The 16,659-nt window shown below is 75.1% G+C and carries 12 protein-coding genes; 7 read left to right on the forward strand and 5 right to left on the reverse strand.

Annotation, left to right across the window (positions count from 1 at the left end; translation table 11 throughout):
* The first annotated feature begins 282 nt into the window (after window positions 1-282).
* The 7 genes from ACH5AR_RS04640 (at window position 283) to ACH5AR_RS04670 (ending at window position 12,053) form a co-directional block, all read left to right on the forward strand.
* Window positions 283-1,956 carry an acyclic terpene utilization AtuA family protein gene (locus tag ACH5AR_RS04640; RefSeq protein WP_396299979.1) on the forward strand — a complete coding sequence of 558 codons (1,674 nt, stop codon included), beginning with the start codon at window positions 283-285 and terminating at the stop codon, window positions 1,954-1,956.
* Window positions 1,953-3,551, forward strand: coding sequence for an acyl-CoA carboxylase subunit beta (locus ACH5AR_RS04645; RefSeq protein ID WP_396299909.1), 1,599 nt, complete (start codon window positions 1,953-1,955; stop codon window positions 3,549-3,551). Before ACH5AR_RS04640 ends, ACH5AR_RS04645 begins: the two co-directional genes overlap by 4 nt.
* An 8-nt stretch (window positions 3,552-3,559) precedes the next feature.
* A complete protein-coding gene (locus ACH5AR_RS04650) occupies window positions 3,560-5,482 on the forward strand; it encodes an acetyl/propionyl/methylcrotonyl-CoA carboxylase subunit alpha (RefSeq protein WP_396299910.1) in 1,923 nt (640 codons plus the stop codon).
* 59 nt (window positions 5,483-5,541) lie between these two features.
* Window positions 5,542-6,729: an acyl-CoA dehydrogenase family protein gene (locus ACH5AR_RS04655; protein WP_396299911.1), complete on the forward strand. Its 1,188-nt coding sequence runs from the start codon at window positions 5,542-5,544 to the stop codon at window positions 6,727-6,729.
* A gap of 322 nt (window positions 6,730-7,051) precedes the next feature.
* Complete coding sequence (locus ACH5AR_RS04660; RefSeq protein WP_396299912.1) at window positions 7,052-8,650, forward strand: 4-coumarate--CoA ligase family protein; 1,599 nt, start codon at window positions 7,052-7,054, stop codon at window positions 8,648-8,650.
* A gap of 113 nt (window positions 8,651-8,763) precedes the next feature.
* Complete coding sequence (locus tag ACH5AR_RS04665; RefSeq protein ID WP_396299913.1) at window positions 8,764-9,384, forward strand: TetR/AcrR family transcriptional regulator; 621 nt, start codon at window positions 8,764-8,766, stop codon at window positions 9,382-9,384.
* 146 nt (window positions 9,385-9,530) lie between these two features.
* Complete coding sequence (locus ACH5AR_RS04670; protein ID WP_396299914.1) at window positions 9,531-12,053, forward strand: SpoIIE family protein phosphatase; 2,523 nt, start codon at window positions 9,531-9,533, stop codon at window positions 12,051-12,053.
* 109 nt (window positions 12,054-12,162) lie between these two features.
* On the opposite strand, the gene ACH5AR_RS04675 is transcribed toward ACH5AR_RS04670, so the two are convergent.
* The 5 genes from ACH5AR_RS04675 to ACH5AR_RS04695 form a co-directional block, all read right to left on the reverse strand.
* Window positions 12,163-13,722, reverse strand: coding sequence for an MFS transporter (locus tag ACH5AR_RS04675; RefSeq protein WP_396299915.1), 1,560 nt, complete (start codon window positions 13,720-13,722; stop codon window positions 12,163-12,165).
* Entirely contained in the window at window positions 13,719-14,360 is a 642-nt protein-coding gene (locus ACH5AR_RS04680) for a TetR/AcrR family transcriptional regulator (protein WP_396299916.1), read from the reverse strand. Before ACH5AR_RS04680 ends, ACH5AR_RS04675 begins: the two co-directional genes overlap by 4 nt.
* 155 nt (window positions 14,361-14,515) lie before the next feature.
* Window positions 14,516-14,908: a cell division protein SepF gene (locus ACH5AR_RS04685; protein WP_396299917.1), complete on the reverse strand. Its 393-nt coding sequence runs from the start codon at window positions 14,906-14,908 to the stop codon at window positions 14,516-14,518.
* A 294-nt stretch (window positions 14,909-15,202) separates the two neighbouring features.
* Window positions 15,203-15,718: a DinB family protein gene (locus ACH5AR_RS04690; protein ID WP_396299918.1), complete on the reverse strand. Its 516-nt coding sequence runs from the start codon at window positions 15,716-15,718 to the stop codon at window positions 15,203-15,205.
* Window positions 15,719-15,817: 99 nt separating this feature from the next.
* A complete protein-coding gene (locus ACH5AR_RS04695) occupies window positions 15,818-16,534 on the reverse strand; it encodes a TVP38/TMEM64 family protein (RefSeq protein WP_396299919.1) in 717 nt (238 codons plus the stop codon).
* Window positions 16,535-16,659: the final 125 nt, after the last annotated feature.

The following is a 16,659-nucleotide window of genomic DNA, read 5'->3' on the forward strand; positions in this document are numbered from 1 at the left end:
CGGGCGCCCCCTACTTGCCGCTGCGCAGGCAACGAGCAGGCAACCGGCCGCCCCGGCCCCCCGGCCGCTCCCGGAGGCAGCACCGGCCCGGCCGGGTGGCCTGAAAACAAGCAAGCGTGATTGCTTTTTTCTCCGGCCGGTGCCACGCTGCTGGCGGCGGCGCCCGATCGAGGGCGGGGCCAACTCACCGGCAGGGGAGGCGCTTTGGTGCGCGACGGCGGGGTACTGCGGATCGGCAACGCGTCGGGGTTCTACGGGGACCGCTTCGCCGCGGTGCGGGAGATGCTCACCGGCGGGCCGTTGGACGTGCTCACCGGGGACTACCTGGCCGAACTGACCATGCTGATCCTCGCCCGGGACCGGCTGAAGGACCCGTCGCTCGGCTACGCCCGGACCTTCCTGCGCCAGATGGAGGAGTGCCTCGCCCTGGCCCGCGAGCGCGACGTGAAGATCGTGGTCAATGCGGGCGGCCTCAACCCGGCCCGGCTCGCCGAGGAGCTGCGCGTGCTGGCCCGGCGGCTCGGCGTCGAGGCGGCGGTGGCCCATGTGGAGGGCGACGACCTGCTCCCGCGCCGGGCCGAACTCGGCCTGCCGGAGGGCCTGTTGGCTGCCAACGCCTACCTCGGCGGGTTCGGCGTCGCGGCCTGTCTGACCGCCGGCGCGGACGTGGTGGTGACCGGGCGGGTGACGGACGCGGCGCTGGTCGTCGGGCCCGGGATCGCCCGCTTCGGCTGGACCCCGCGGGACCTGGACGCCCTGGCCGGCGCCGTGGTGGCCGGGCACGTCCTGGAGTGCGGCGCCCAGGCGACCGGCGGCAACTACGCCTTCTTCCGCGAGCACGACGTGACCCGCCCCGGCTTCCCGCTCGCCGAGCTGCGCGCCGACGGCTCCAGCGTGGTCACCAAGCACCCGGGCACCGGCGGTGCCGTCACCACCGGCACCGTCACCGCCCAACTCCTGTACGAGACCGGCGGACCGCGCTACCTCGGCCCGGACGTCACGGCCCGGCTGGACACCGTACGGCTCACCGAGGTGGGCCCGGACCGGGTCCGGATCGACGGGGTGCGCGGCGAGGCCCCGCCGCCGACCCTGAAGGCGGGCCTCAACCGGCTCGGCGGCCACCTCAACGAGGTGGTCTTCGTCCTCACCGGGCTGGACGTCGAGGCCAAGGCCGCCCTGGTGCGGCGGCAGTTCGCCGACTCCCTGCCGCCCGGCGCCCGCCCCGCCGAGTTGCGCTGGACGCTGGTGCGCACCGACCACCCGGACGCCCCGACCGAGGAGACCGCCTCCGCGCTGCTCCGGCTGACCGCACGGGACCGGGACCCGGCGAAGGTCGGCCGTGAACTCGGCAGGGCGGCCGTCGAGTCGGGCCTGTCCGGCTACCCGGGCTTCCACCTGACCGCCCCGCCCGGACCGGGCGCGCCGTACGGGGTGTTCAGCGCCGTGTACGTCGACCCGAAGGCCGTCGAGCACACCGCCGTCCTGCCGGACGGCCGCCGGATCGCCATCCCGCCGGCGCCCGTCACCGCCCCGGCCGGCCCGCCGGAGGCCGAACAGCCCTGCCCTCCACAGCCCTACCCCCCACTGCCCGACCCTTCCCTGCCCGACCCGCTGCCGCCCGGCCCCACCCGGCGCGCCCCGCTCGGCGCGGTGGCCGGCGCCCGCAGCGGCGACAAGGGCGGGGACGCCAACCTCGGCGTCTGGGCCCGCTCGGCGGACGGCTGGCGCTGGCTGGCGCACGTCCTCACCGTCGAGAAGCTGCGCGAACTCCTGCCCGAGGCCGCCGGGTTGCCCGTCACCCGGCACCTGCTGCCGAACCTGCGCGCGGTGAACTTCACCCTCACCGGCCTGCTCGGCGAGGGCGTCGCCGCCCGGCACCGCTTCGACCCGCAGGCCAAGGCCCTCGGGGAGTGGCTGCGCTCCCGCCACCTCGACATCCCGGAGGCCCTGCTGTGACCGTCCTGACCACCCGCGTCGACCCGGCCGGGCCCGAGTACGCCGAGCGCCGCGCGGCGATGGCCGCCAAGCTCGCCGAGCTCGACGCCGAGCACGCCAAGGCGCTGGCCGGCGGCGGGCCGGCGTACGTGGAGCGCCACCGCAGGCGCGGCAAGCTGCCGGCCCGCGAGCGGATCGAGCTGCTGCTCGACCCGGACTCCCCGTTCCTGGAGCTGTCCCCGCTGGCCGCCTGGGGCAGCGAGTACCCGGTGGGCGCGGCGCTGGTCACCGGCATCGGGGTGGTCGAGGGCGTCGAGTGCGTGATCACCGCCAACGACCCGACGGTGCGCGGCGGCGCCAGCAACCCCTGGACGCTGCGCAAGGCCCTGCGGGCCCACGAGATCGCGCTGGCCAACCGCCTCCCGCTGGTCAACCTGGTCGAGTCCGGCGGCGCCGACCTGCCCAGCCAGAAGGAGATCTTCATCCCCGGCGGCGCCCTGTTCCGCGACCTCACCCGGCTCTCCGCCGCCGGGATCCCCACCGTGGCCGTGGTGTTCGGCAACTCGACGGCCGGCGGCGCCTACGTGCCCGGCATGTCCGACCACACCGTGCTGGTCAGGGAGCGCGCCAAGGTCTTCCTCGGCGGCCCGCCGCTGGTGCGGATGGCCACCGGCGAGGAGTCCGACGACGAGTCGCTGGGCGGCGCCGACATGCACGCCCGGGTCTCCGGCCTGGCCGACCACGTCGCCGCGGACGAACCGGACGCGCTGCGCACCGCCCGCCGGATCGTCGCCCGGCTCGACCACCGCAAGCCCGGCCCCGAGCCGGACCGCTCGGCCGAGCCGCCCCGGTACGACGAGGAGGAGCTGCTCGGCATCGTCCCGGGCGACCTCAAGGTCCCGTTCGACCCGCGCGAGGTGATCGCCCGGATCGTCGACGGCTCCGACTTCGACGAGTTCAAGCCGCTCTACGGCACCAGCCTGGCCACCGGCTGGGCCCGGCTGCACGGCTACCCGGTCGGTGTGCTGGCCAACGCCCAGGGCGTGCTGTTCAGCCAGGAGTCCCAGAAGGCCGCCCAGTTCATCCAGCTGGCGAACCAGCGGAACACCCCGCTGCTGTTCCTGCACAACACCACCGGCTACATGGTCGGCAGGGACTACGAGCAGGGCGGCATCATCAAGCACGGCGCGATGATGATCAACGCCGTCGCCAACTCCACCGTCCCGCACCTGTCCGTGCTGATGGGCGCCTCCTACGGCGCCGGCCACTACGGCATGTGCGGCCGGGCGTACGAGCCGCGCTTCCTGTTCTCCTGGCCGAGCGCCAAGTCCGCGGTGATGGGCCCCCAGCAGCTCGCCGGGGTGCTGTCGATCGTCGCCCGGCAGTCCGCCGCGGCGAAGGGGAAGCCGTACGACGAGGAGGCGGACGCGGCGGTCCGGGCGATGGTCGAGCAGCAGATCGAGGCCGAGTCGCTGCCGGTGTTCCTGTCCGGACGGCTCTACGACGACGGCGTCATCGACCCGCGCGACACCCGTACGGTGCTCGGCCTGTGCCTGTCCGCGATCCACAACGCGCCGGTCCGGGGCGCGCGCGGATACGGAGTCTTCCGACTGTGAGGGAACGGATGATCACCAACCTGCTGGTCGCCAACCGCGGCGAGATCGCCCGCCGGGTCTTCCGCACCTGCCGGGAGCTCGGCATCGCGACCACCGCCGTCCACTCCGACCCGGACGCCGCCGCCCCGCACGTGCGCGAGGCCGACGCCGCCGTCCGGCTGCCCGGCGCCGCGCCCGCCGACACCTACCTGCGCGCCGACCTGCTCGTCCGGGCCGCGCTCGCCGCCGGGGCCGACGCCGTCCACCCCGGGTACGGCTTCCTGTCCGAGAACGCCGACTTCGCGCGGGCCGTGCTGGACGCCGGACTGCTCTGGATCGGCCCGCCGCCGTCCGCGATCGCCGCGATGGGCTCCAAGACCGCCGCCAAGCGCCTGATGGCCGAGGCCGGGGTGCCGGTGCTGGACGCGCTCACCGAGCCCGCCGAGGCCGACCTGCCGCTGCTGGTCAAGGCCGCGGCGGGCGGCGGCGGGCGCGGCATGAGGGTCGTCCGCGCCCTGGCCGACCTCCCCGGCGAGCTGGCGGCCGCCCGCGCCGAGGCGGCCAAGGCCTTCGGCTCCGACGAGGTGTTCTGCGAGCGCTACCTGCCCGCCGGGCGGCACGTCGAGCTCCAGCTGCTGGCCGACGCCCACGGCACCGTCTGGGCGGTCGGCGACCGCGACTGCTCGCTCCAGCGGCGGCACCAGAAGGTGATCGAGGAGGCCCCGGCCCCCGGCCTGCCGCAGGAAGTCCGCACCGCCCTGCACGCGGCGGCCCGCGCCACGGCCACGGCGATCGGCTACCGGGGCGCCGGCACCGCCGAGTTCCTGCTCGCCGAGGACGGCCGGTTCTTCTTCCTGGAGATGAACACCCGCCTCCAGGTCGAGCACCCCGTCACCGAGGCCGTCACCGGCCTGGACCTGGTGGCCCTGCAACTCGCCGTCGCCGAGGGCGTCCGGCTGCCGCCCGAGCCCCCGGCCCCGCGCGGCCACGCCATCGAGGCCCGGCTCTACGCCGAGGACCCGGCCCGGGACTGGCAGCCCGCCACCGGCACTCTGCACCGGCTCGAACTCACCGTCCCGTACCAGGAGTTCACCGGCACCGGGCTGCGGCTGGACTCCGGGGTGGAGGCCGGTGACGAGATCACCCCGCACTACGACGCGATGCTCGCCAAGGTGACCGCCTGGGCGCCCACCCGCCCGGCCGCCGCCCGCCGGCTCGCCGACGCGCTCGCCCGCGCCCGCGTCCACGGCCCGGCCACCAACCGCGAGCTGCTGGTCCGTGCGCTGCGCCACCCGGCCTTCCTGGCCGCGCAGCTGCACACCGGCTTCCTGGCCGAGCACACGGCCGACCTCACCGCCCCGGACGGCGAGGTCGCCGGGCGCGCCGCGCTGGCCGCCGCCCTCGCCGACGCCGCCGGCCGCCGCGGCGCCCTGCCCTCCGGCTGGCGCAACCTGCCCTCCCAGCCGCAGCTCAAGCGCTACCGGGCCGAGGACGGCACCGAGCAGGCCGTGCGCTACCGGCTCACCCGCACCGGCCTGGCGGCCGAGGACCACCCGGACGTCGAGCTGGTCGAGGCCGCGCCGGGCCGGGTGGTGCTCTCCGAGGGCGGCCTGCGCCGCACCTACCTGGTCGCCCGGTACGGCGAGCGCGTGCACGTCGACACCCCGGCCGGCTCCACCGCGCTCACCGCCCTGCCGCGCTTCCCCGACCCCGCCGTCCGCGCCGACCCCGGCGCGCTGCTCGCGCCGATGCCCGGCACCGTCGTCCGGGTCCTCGCCGCCGTCGGGGACGCCGTCACCGCGGGCCGCCCGCTGCTGGTGCTGGAGGCGATGAAGATGGAGCACCGCGTCGCCGCCCCGGCCGACGGCACCCTCGTCGAGCTGCGCACGGCCCCCGGCCGGCAGGTCGACACCGGCGCCCTGCTGGCGGTCGTCCGGCCCGCCGAGGCCTGAGCCGCCCTCCCGTCCCCGTCCGCGACCCGCCCGGCCCCGAAGCCTGAGGAAGGACCCGCATGTCCACCATCGGCAGTCAGCTCCTGGAGACCCCCGAACGGCAGGCCCTGCGCCGGGCCGTCGGTGACCTCGGCCGCCGCTACGGCTCCGCCTACTACCTCGCCAGGGCCCGGGCCGGCGAGCCCGCCGACGAACTGTGGGCGGACGCGGGCAAGGCCGGCTACCTCGGCGTCAACTTGCCCGCCGAGTACGGCGGCGGAGGCGGCGGCATCACCGACCTCGCCATCGTCCTGGAGGAGCTCGGCGCGGCCGGCTGCCCGCTGCTGATGCTCATCGTCTCCCCGGCGATCTGCGGCACCGTGATCGCCCGCTACGGCACCGAGGAGCAGAAGCGGCGCTGGCTGCCCGGCCTGTCCGACGGCAGCCGCAGGATGGCCTTCGGCATCACCGAACCGGACGCCGGCTCGAACTCGCACCGGATCTCCACCGTCGCCCGCCGGGACGGCGCCGACTGGCTGCTGACCGGCCGCAAGGTCTTCGTCTCCGGCATCGACCACTCCGACGCGGTGCTGTTCGTGGCCCGCACCGAGGCCGCGGACGCCGGCGGGGGGCGCACCGGCCGGCTGAAGCCCTGCCTGTTCGTCGTCCCGCGCGAAACCCCGGGCTTCGAGTACCGGGCGATCCCGATGGAGCTCGTCGCCCCGGAGAAGCAGTTCCAGGTCTTCCTGGACGACGTCCGGCTGCCCGCCGACGCGCTGGTGGGCGACGAGGACGCGGGCCTGCTCCAGCTGTTCGCCGGCCTCAACCCGGAGCGGATCCTGACCGCCGCCTTCTCGCTCGGCCTCGCCCGCCAGGCCCTCGGCAAGGCCGTCGAGTACGCGCGGACCCGCACCGTCTGGTCCACCCCGATCGGCGCCCACCAGGGCCTGGCCCACCCGCTCGCGCGGTGCGCGGTGGAGGTCGAGCTGGCCCGGCTGATGACCCAGAAGGCCGGGCTGCTCTACGACGCGGGTGAGGACCTCGCCGCCGGGGAGGCCGCCAACATGGCCAAGTACGCGGCCGGGGAGGCCGCCGCCCGGACCGTCGACCAGGCGGTGCAGACCCTCGGCGGCAACGGCCTGACCCAGGAGTACGGGCTGGGCGCGCTGCTGGCCGCCACCCGGGTCGGCCGGGTCGCCCCGGTCAGCCGGGAGATGGTGCTCAACTACGTGGCCCAGCACACCCTCGGACTGCCCAGGTCGTACTGAGCCACCGCGTGGCGAACAGCCGCGCGAACACCACCGCCGCCGGTTCGTGGACGAGCGGCCGACGGACGCCGGACGGACGCCGGACGGACGCCGGACGGATGCCGGGCGGACGCCGGGCGGATGCCGAAGGGGGCGCGGGAAAGGGGTGCGCGCCGCCCCGCCGGGCGCCCCCCGGGAGCGACCCGCACCACGGACGGACCAGCACGGGTTCCCCGCAATGGCCGAGCCGGACCCCTGACTGTCCGTATGCTCCTGAACGCGCCCCGCACGGAACTGCCCGCCCGTTTTGTTGCTACGTCAACTTCCTTAGTGGAGGCTCATCTTGGTGTTCCGCAGTGAGTTCCCCGACGTCCCGGTGGTCGACCTGCCGATCCACGAGGCGGTGCTCGGCGCCGCAGCGGGGCACGGCGACCGCCCGGCCCTGATCGACGGCGTCACCGGGGAGACCGTCAGCTACGCCCAACTCGCCTTCCGCGTCGAGCGGATGGCCGCCGGGCTGGCCGAGACAGGTGTGCGCCGCGGTGACGTCGTCGCCCTCTTCAGCCCCAATTCGACCGCCTACCCGATCGCCTACTACGGCGCGACCAGGGCCGGAGCCACCGTCACCACGATCCCGTCCCTCGCCACCCCCGCCGAACTGGCCCGCCAGCTGCGCGACTGCGAGGCCCGCTGGCTCGTCACCGTCTCCGCCTTCCTGCCGACCGCCCGTGCGGCCGCCGAACTCCTCGCCGGACAGGGCCGCCCCCTGGCCGAGACCGTCGTGCTGGACGGCGCGGAGGGCCACCGCTCGCTCGACGACCTGCTGGCCACCACCGCCCACGCCCCCGAGGTCGCCGTCGACCCGGCCGAGGACATCGCCGTGCTGCCGTACTCCAGCGGCACCACCGGCCTGCCCAAGGGCGTGATGCTCACCCACCGCTCGATCGCCACCAACCTCGCCCAGTGCGACGCCCTCTACCGCCCCGCCGAGGGCGAACGGGTGCTCGCCGTCCTGCCGTTCTTCCACATCTACGGACTGGCCGCGCTGCTCAACCAGCCGCTGCGCTGCGGCGCCACCGTCGTCGTGCTGCCCCGCTTCGACCTGGAGCAGTTCTGCCGCACCATCCAGGAGTACCGGGTGCAGGCCCTGGTGGTGGCCCCGCCGATCGCCCTCGCGCTGGCCCGGCACCCCGTGGTGGACCGGTACGACCTCTCCTCCGTCGAGTACCTGCTGTGCGCCGCCGCCCCGCTGGACCACGAACTCGCCGACGCCTGCGCCCGGCGCCTGGGCCTGCCGCACCTGCTCCAGGGCTACGGCATGACCGAGCTCTCGCCGGTCACCCACGTCGTCTCCCCGCGCGAGAGCGGCCCCCCGCCGGGCTCGGTCGGCCGGATGGTCCCCTCCACCGAGCTGCGGATCACCGCCCTGGACGGCTCCGACGACGACCTCGGCCCCGGCGAGCGCGGCGAGCTGCTGATCCGCGGCCCCCAGGTGATGAAGGGCTACCTCGGCCGCGCCTCCGAGACCGCCGCCGTGGTGGACGCCGACGGCTGGCTGCACACCGGCGACGTCGGCTTCGTGGACGGCCGCGGCTACCTGCACATCGTCGACCGGGTCAAGGAGCTGATCAAGTACAAGGGCTACCAGGTCGCGCCCGCCGAACTGGAGGCCGTCCTGCTCGGCCACCCGCAGATCACCGACGCCGCCGTGATCGGGGTCCAGGACGCCGAGGGCACCGAGTGCCCCAAGGCCTTCGTGGTGCGCGCCCCCGGCAGCGCGCTGACCGCGGAGGAGGTCACCGGCTACGTCGCCCGCCAGGTCGCCCCGTACAAGAAGGTCCGCGCGGTGGAGTTCGTGGACGCCGTCCCCAAGTCCGCGGCCGGGAAGATCCTCCGCCGCGAACTGCGCGCCCGCGAGGCGGACCGCGCCGCCGCCCGCTGACCGCCCGCGGCCGCCCCGGCGGGCGGCGCCCCGGGCGCGTCTGTGAGGATCGTCCCGCCGCGACCCGACCGGGACCCGCCGCGCCCCGAGCCGAACAGGAACCGCCCGCCGCCATGACCAGCCACCCCGCCGCCCGCACCCCGCAGCAGGACCGCAGCCGAGCGACCAGGGCCCGGCTGCTCGCGGCGGCCGTGGACTGCCTGGCCGAGCTCGGCTGGAACGGCTCCACCGTCGCCGTCGTCGCCGAGCGGGCCGGGGTCTCCCGCGGCGCGGCCCAGCACCACTTCCCGACCCGCGAGGACCTCTTCACCGCGGCCGTCGAGCACGTCACCGCCGAGCGGCTGGCCGCCGTCCGCGCCCACGCGGACGAGCTGCCGGCCGCCGGACCGGACCGCACCGGCGCCGTGGTCGACATGATCGTGCGGCTCTACACCGGCCCGCTGTTCCGCGCCGCCCTCCACCTGTGGACCGCCGCCGCCACCGAGGAGGCGCTTCGCGAACGGATCATCGCCCTGGAGGGCCACGTCGGACGGGAGGCCCACCGGGCCGCCGTGGAGTTCCTGGACGCCGACGAGAGCCGCCCCGGCGTCCGCGAATCGGTGCAGGCCACGCTGGACCTCGCCCGCGGTCTGGGCCTGGCCAACCTGCTCACCGACGACAGCCACCGACGTTCCGGAGTGATCCGGCAGTGGGCGGGCGTTCTGGAGAGTACGCTGCGGCCGGTACGCCCATGACGCCCGTACACCCGGAGCGGCCGGAGGCCCCTGACCAAGGGGTCGCCGGGCGGCCGATGTCCGTGCAGTCTGGAGAAGAACCCCGGCCGGCACGGACCGCGTGGCCACCCGGCCGGGAACGAGCCGAACCGGGGTGCTGCCTGATCATGCACGGACACGAGTGGGACGCGACCGCCGCCGGCCAGGCCCCGGGCGGCACCCCGGTACGTCCCGAGGGCACCCCTCCGGAGGGTGTCCACCCCGACGGCCCGCACCCCGACGGCCCGCACCCCGAGGGCCACCGGCTCGTCCCGCTCGCGACGGCGCTGCTCCAGGGCGACGGGCTGATCCTGCACTGGAGCGAGGACGCCGAGGCCCTGCTCGGCTACTCCGCCGCGGAGGCCGTCGGCAGCTACGCCGCCCAGCTGCTCACCGACGAGTCCGACCGCGCCGAGGTGCTCGACCTGTTCCGGCGGATCATGGGCGGCAGCGGGTGGTCCGGCGTCTTCCCCGTCCGCCACCGCGACGGCCACAAGGTCGACCTGGAGTTCCGCACCTACCCGATCGCCGGCCCGGCGGGCACCCTGCTGCTGCTCGCCACCGCCTCCGACACCCGCGCCCTGCACGCCGTCGAGGCCGACCTCGCGGTGCTCGACGGCATCTTCGGCCGCTCGCCGATCGGCATGGCCGTCTACGACACCGGGCTGCGCTACATGCGGATCAACGAGGCACTCGCCCGGATGAACGGGGTGCCCGTCGCCGCCCACCTCGGCCGCCGGATATCCGCGGTGCTGCCCGGCATCAACAGCGCCGAGATCGAGCAGATCATGCGCCAGGTGCTGAAGACCGGCAGACCCGTGGTCGACGCCCGCTCGCACGGCAGGGTCCCCGGCGACCCGAAGCGGGACCGTGCCTGGTCCGCCTCCTACTTCCGGCTGGAGGACTCCACCGGCCGGGTCTTCGGGGTCTGCTCCTCGATCATCGACGTCACCGAGCGCTTCCAGGCCGAGGCCCGCGCCGCCCGCGCCCAGGAACGGCTCGCCACCATCGCCGAGGCGACCGCCCGGATCGGCACCACCCTCGACCTCCAGCGCACCGCCGAGGAGCTGATCGAGGCCGTCGTCCCCCGCTTCGCCGACTTCGCCACCGTCGACCTGCTGGAGCCGGTGCTGCGCGGTGCCGAGCCCACCGCGATCCCCTCCGACCGGACCATCACGCTGCGCGCCGTCGCCGTCGGCGAGTCCTACGAGAGCGGCCTCGCGCACGCCGTGGACGTGATCGGCGAGACCTCCGAGTACGCCCCGGACCGCAGCTACGTCCAGTGCCTGCGCAGCGGGAAGCCGCTGCTGCGCGCCCACGTGGACGAGGAGGCGCTGCGCGGGCTGGTCGCCAGCGAGGACCGGGTGGCCCCCGGGGTGGCGGCCGGCATCCACTCGTACCTGATGGTGCCGATCACCGCCCGGGGCATGGTCCTCGGCGGCTCCGAGTTCATCCGGATGCGCAACCCCGAGCCGTTCACCGCGGCCGACGTCGCCCTCGCCGAGGAACTCGTCGCCCGCACCGCGCTGGCGCTCGACAACGCCCGGCTCTACCGCCGCGAGCGGGAGACCGCCCTCACCCTCCAGCGCAGCCTGCTGCCGCAGGAGGTGCACCGCACCCTGGGCCTGGAGATCGCCTACCGGTACCTGCCCAGCAGCGTGGTCAGCGAGGTCGGCGGCGACTGGTTCGACGTGGTCCCGCTCTCCTGCGGGAGGGTCGCCCTGGTCGTCGGCGACGTGATGGGCCACGGCATCCGGGCCGCCGCCACGATGGGCCAGCTGCGCACCGTCGCCCGCACGCTCGCCACCCTCGACATGCCGCCCGAGCAGGTGCTCACCCGACTGGACGAAACCGCCTCCGGAATCGGCGAGGGCCAGTTCGCCACCTGCATCTGCGCGGTCTACGACCCGCTGGAGCACACCGTCCAGGTCGCCTCGGCCGGGCACCTGCCGCCGGTCACGGTCGCCCCCGACGGCACCGCCGGCAAGGTCGAGGTGCCGCCGGGGGTGCCGCTGGGCGTCGGCGGGGTCGCCTTCGAGTCGATCGAGTTCACCATCCCCGAGGGCGGCATGCTCGCGCTCTACACCGACGGCCTGGTCGAGCGGCGCGGCCAGGACCTGGACGCCGGGATCGACCTGCTCGCCCGCACGCTGTCGGGTCCCGGCCGGACGTTGGAGGAGAACTGCGACGCCGTCCTCGGGGCGCTGGTCACCGACGGCACCGAGGACGACATCGCGATGATCATGGCCCGGGTGCTGCCGCTGCCCGCCGACCGGATCGCCAGCCTGCCGCTGTCCGGCGGCGGCCGGCTGCCCGGCCGGGCCCGCCGCTTCACCCGCGCCACCCTGGAGTCCTGGGGCCTGTCCGCGCTCACCGACTACGCCGAGCTGCTGGTCAGCGAGCTGGTGACGAACGCCCTGCTGCACGCCGACGCCCCGCGCCGGCTGCGGCTGTTCCGCGACCGGGTGCTCACCGTGGAGGTCGCCGACGCCGGCGGCCAGACCCCGCAGCTGCGCCCGTTCGCCGAGCAGGACGAGGGCGGGCGCGGGATGTTCCTGGTCAGCGAGCTGGCCCAGCGCTGGGGGAGCCGGCTGACCCGGGACGGCAAGGTGGTCTGGGCCGAGCTGGAGCTGCCCTTCGGGGCGTCCTAAGGGTCCTTGGCACCCCCGCCCCGAGTACTTCTCGGAAGCGGGGCGAGAAGGGCCGTTCCCCAGCCGAGAACGGCCGTTCCCTGCGGGAAACGGCCGTTCTCGGGCGCTGCTACGCCTCGACCTTCGGCTGGTCCGACGGCGCGTCGACGGCGTCCGGCGCCCCGGCCCGCCGCTCGGAGAGCCCGCGCAGCAGCCGCCAGGCCATCGCCGCCGCACCGACCAGCAGCGCGGCGGACAGCAGCCCGGCGCTGTTCATGCCGTGGACGAAGGACTCCCGGGCGCTCGCCAGCAGCGGCTCGGCGAGCTCCGGGGACAGCCCGTGCGCGGTCTCGACGGCCGAGCCCAGCGATTCGCCCGCCCGGGCGGCCGCCGCCGGGTCCGTCCCGGCCGGGACGGACAGCCCGCCCGCGTAGATCGAGCCGACCACCGAGCCCACCAGGGCGATGCCGAGCGCGGTGCCCAGCTCGTACGCCGTCTCCGAGACGGCCGAGGCGGCGCCGGCCTTGTCGGCGGGCGCGGCGCTCAGCACCAGGTCGGCGCCGAGCGTGTAGACCACCCCCTCGGCCGTGCCGACCAGCAGGAAGGAGGCGGCCAGCAGCAGGTAGGTGGTGTCCTGCTCCAGCCAGCCGAGCGCGCCCACGCCCAGGCCCATCGCCAGCAGGCAGCCCGTCAGCGCCCTGCGGGCGCCGACGCGCCGGGCGATCCGGGCGGTCAGCAGACCACCGGCCACCGACCCCGCGAAGGCCGGCAGCTCGGCCAGACCGGCCTGGAGCGGCTGGAAGCCGCGGACCAGCTGGAGGTACTGCGAGACCACGAAGATCACACCGGACAGCCCGACCAGGGAGATCAGCGAGGCCGAGACGGCCGCCGTGAACCGCCGGTCGCGGAACAGCCGGACATCGAGCAGCGGGGTCTCCAGCCGCAGCTGGCGGCGGACGAACAGGACCAGCGCGGCGGCGCCCAGCACGAAGGCGGCCGGCACGTCCCAGCGGTCCACGCCGTGGGCGGCGGCCTCCTTGACCGCGTACACCGCCCCGATCACGCCGGCCATCGACAGGGCCACGCTCAGCACGTCCCAGCGGCCCGGCGACGGGTCCTTGGACTCCGGCAGCAGCCGGCTGCCGAGCACCAGCAGCAGGACCAGCACCGGGATGTTCAGCAGGAAGACCGAGCCCCACCAGAAGTGCTCCAGCAGCAAGCCGCCGACCACCGGCCCGAGGGCGGCGCCGGCGGTGGCGGCCGCGCCCCAGATGCCGATCGCGGTGGCCCGCTCCCGGTCGTCCGGGAAGAGGCCGCGGATCAGCGAGAGCGTGGAGGGCATGATCGTCGCCCCGGCCACGCCGAGCAGCGCGCGGGCCACGATCAGCCAGCCGGCGCCGGGCGCGTACGCGGCCAGCAGCGAGGCGGCGCCGAAGGCGGCGGACCCGGCCAGCAGCAGCTTCTTGCGGCCGATCCGGTCGCTCAGGGCGCCCATGCTGACCAGCAGTCCGGCCAGCACGAAGGAGTAGGAGTCGCCGATCCAGAGCAGCTGGGTGCCGCTCGGGTCCAGCGTCTCGCTGATGGAGGGGATGGCGAGGGAGAGGACGGTCGCGTCCAGGGCGACCACGGTCACGGCCAGGACGAGGACGGCGAGGCCGCTCCAGCGCTGGCGGGCGGTCAGGGTGCTCATGGGGTATCGGTGTCCGGCCTGTGGTCGGAGGTGCTGGGGGCGGGGGGAGCGGCGGCGCGGTGGGCGGTGGGGACGGCGGCGGGGGCGCCGGCGTCCGCGCTGCGCAGCGCGCCGCCGAGGAACAGCTCGGCGAGCGAGAAGGCGGCGTCGCGCGGGGCGAGCCGGCCGTCCTGGATGGACCAGCCGACGCCGGCCACCAGGTCGAAGAAGGCCTCGCTCAGCCAGGCGGCGCTCAGTTCGATGCGGAACACGCCCTGCTGCTGGCCGCGCAGGAAGAGCGCGTGCAGCCGGGCGATCTGGACCTCCCAGAGGTCGTTGATGTCGTCGTGCTCGTAGAGCTGGTTCTCGCCGGCCAGGAAGGCGCAGAGCATGGCGTCCGGGACGGCGGAGTCCACCAGCCGGCGCAGGGCGGCCTCGGCGTCGCCCTGTTCGACCCCGGCGGTGTCCAGGGCGGCGGCGAAGCGCCGCAGCCCGAGCAGGCCGATCTCGCGGATCAGCGCGTCGCGCCCGGGGAAGAGCCGGTGCAGCGTGGCGCGGCTGATGCCGGCGGCGCGCGCGATCTCGTCCAGGTGGGCGGTCGGGCGGCGGGAGAGCACGCCGACGGCGGCTTCCAGGACGGTGTCGCGATCGGTGGCCATGCATCGAGTCTAGTTCACATGAGACGCGGTCGTCTCATTCTTTCGTTCAAGATCTCAGATGATGCGCGAGCTTTCGGTGGCCGGGCAGCAAAAAACCGGGGACGGCGGGTTCCCGTCCCCGGTTGCGCGGGGTGGTCGGACGCGGTCGGCGCCGCTCAGCTCTGGTTGTAGAAGCCGGTGTCGTCCATCGGGCGGTCGATCACCATGACCTCGACGTCGGCCGGGGTGAGCAGGAAGACCCGCCGGGCGATCCGCTCGATGCCGCCGCGGGTGCCGAAGATCAGCCCGGAGGCGAAGTCGACCATGCGCTTGGCCTCGGCCTCCTCCATCTCGGTGAGGTCCATGACCACCGGGATGCTCGCCCGGATGTGCTCGCCCACCGTCCGGGCCGCCTCGAAGCCCGTCGGCCGCAGGGAGACGATCTTCGCGGGCGCGGGGACGGCCGGAACCGTCTCCTGGTCGACCCACTCGTCCTCGTACACCGCGGCCGGGTAGTTCCCCGAGGGCATCAGCCACCCGTTGTGGTGCTCGTCGCGAAGTGCTCCCATGCCGCGCCTCCCTGTCTCGTCCCGTCCTGGTCCCCCGGGGGCGCGTGCCGTTCTTGACACGTCATCCACTCGTCGGAACTGTCCGAGTATCGCACTGTTCACCGGTCCCGTGCCCGCTCGCAACCCCCGTACGAGTCGTGCCGCGCCGGAAACCCGGGCGGACCCGGGCACTCCCACTGACGCGGCGCAGCGCCGTACGGTTGCGCGCGTTGACCTTATCGGTCGGCGTCACGACACAATTGACCTTCTGTCAACGATGCGGAAACGATTTCACCCGCCGCAGCGGACGCCTGGTCACTCGCCGGTCGAACCGTCGATCAATTCGCGCAGAAGGTCCGCGTGGCCGTTGTGTCGCGCGTACTCCTCGATCATGTGGGTGAGGATCCAGCGCAGCGTCACCGGCCGGCCGCGGCGCGGCCGCTTGCCGACGGTGTCCAGCGGCAGGCCGGCGGCGGCGCGGCAGGCGCCCTCGACCTCGGCGCGCCAGGTGGCGAAGTCGGCCGCGACGTCGGCGGTGTCGACGTCGTCGAAGTCGCCGTCCTCGTTCTCCTCGGTCCAGAAGTGCCCCTCGGTGATCTCCCGGCCGAGCAGGACGGACTGGAACCAGTACTGCTCCACCTCCGCCATGTGCCGCACCAGGCCCAGCAGCGAGAGGTTGGACGGCGGGACGGAGCGCCGCCGCAGCTGGTCGTCGGTCAGGCCCTCGCACTTGAGCGCGAGGGTGCCGCGGTGGTAGTCGAGGAAGGCGTTCAGGGTGGCGGCCTCGTCGGCCGTCATCGGCGGGTCCACCCGCGGGTTCGGTTCGGTCATGCGTGCCATCCTGGCGCCCGGCGGGGCGCGGGCGCGAGCGGATTTCACCCCGGGTCGGAGCGCGCGGCTCGGTCGGCCCGGCGGGTTCGCCGCCCCCGGTCAGCCCGCCGCCGCCCGTCGGCGGCCGCGGGCCGCCCGCCAGAGCCCGACCACGCTGCCCAGCACCAGCAGGGCGATCACCCCCGCGGAGAGCAGGAAGGCCGCCGAGCCCGGCCGGCCGGCGCTGGCCGCCGCCGTGACGTACACCGCGGTGGTCGGCACCACGCCGAGGGCGGTGGCGAGCACGAAGGGCAGGAAGCGGACGCCGGAGAAGGCCGCGCCGTAGTTCGCCGCCTGGAACGGCATCCCGGGCAGCAGCCGCAGGACCAGCACGCTGCGGAAGCCCTGCTCGGTGAACCGCCGGTCCAGCGCCCCGAGGACCTTCCCGCGCAGGTACGGGCGGAGCGCCTCGCGGCCGAGGCCCCGGCCGAGCGCGAAGGCCAGCGCGGCGCCCACCGTGGTGCCGAGCACCGCCAGCAGCACGCCCTGCTGGATGCCGAGCAGCAGGCCGGCCGCCGCGTTCAGCGCGGGCCGGGGCACGAAGGCGAGCGTCCCCACCGCGTAGACCAGGGCGAACAGCGGGCCGAACCAGTACCCCGGCATCCGGTCCGCGAGCCCGCCCGACAGCAGCTCGGTCGGGCTCCACAGCAGCAGTGACCCGGCCGCCGCCGCGAGCACCGCCACCAGCAGGGCGAACCGCCACCACGGGGAGCGCGGCGCGGCGGCGGGGGCCTGCGGCACGGCGGGCGGGAGGAGCAGGGCATCGGGCTCGGACACCGGCCGAGCCTAACCCGTCCCCGGCGGCGGCCGGCGGCCCGGGCGCCGGCTCAGGCGTACGGGTCCTTCGGCGGGTCGTAGCGCCGGAACTCGGTGGCGCCGGCGTCGTAGACCTGCCGGACGAC

This window comes from Kitasatospora sp. NPDC018619 (assembly GCF_044391605.1).
In the GTDB taxonomy this organism is placed as follows: Bacteria; Actinomycetota; Actinomycetes; order Streptomycetales; family Streptomycetaceae; genus Kitasatospora.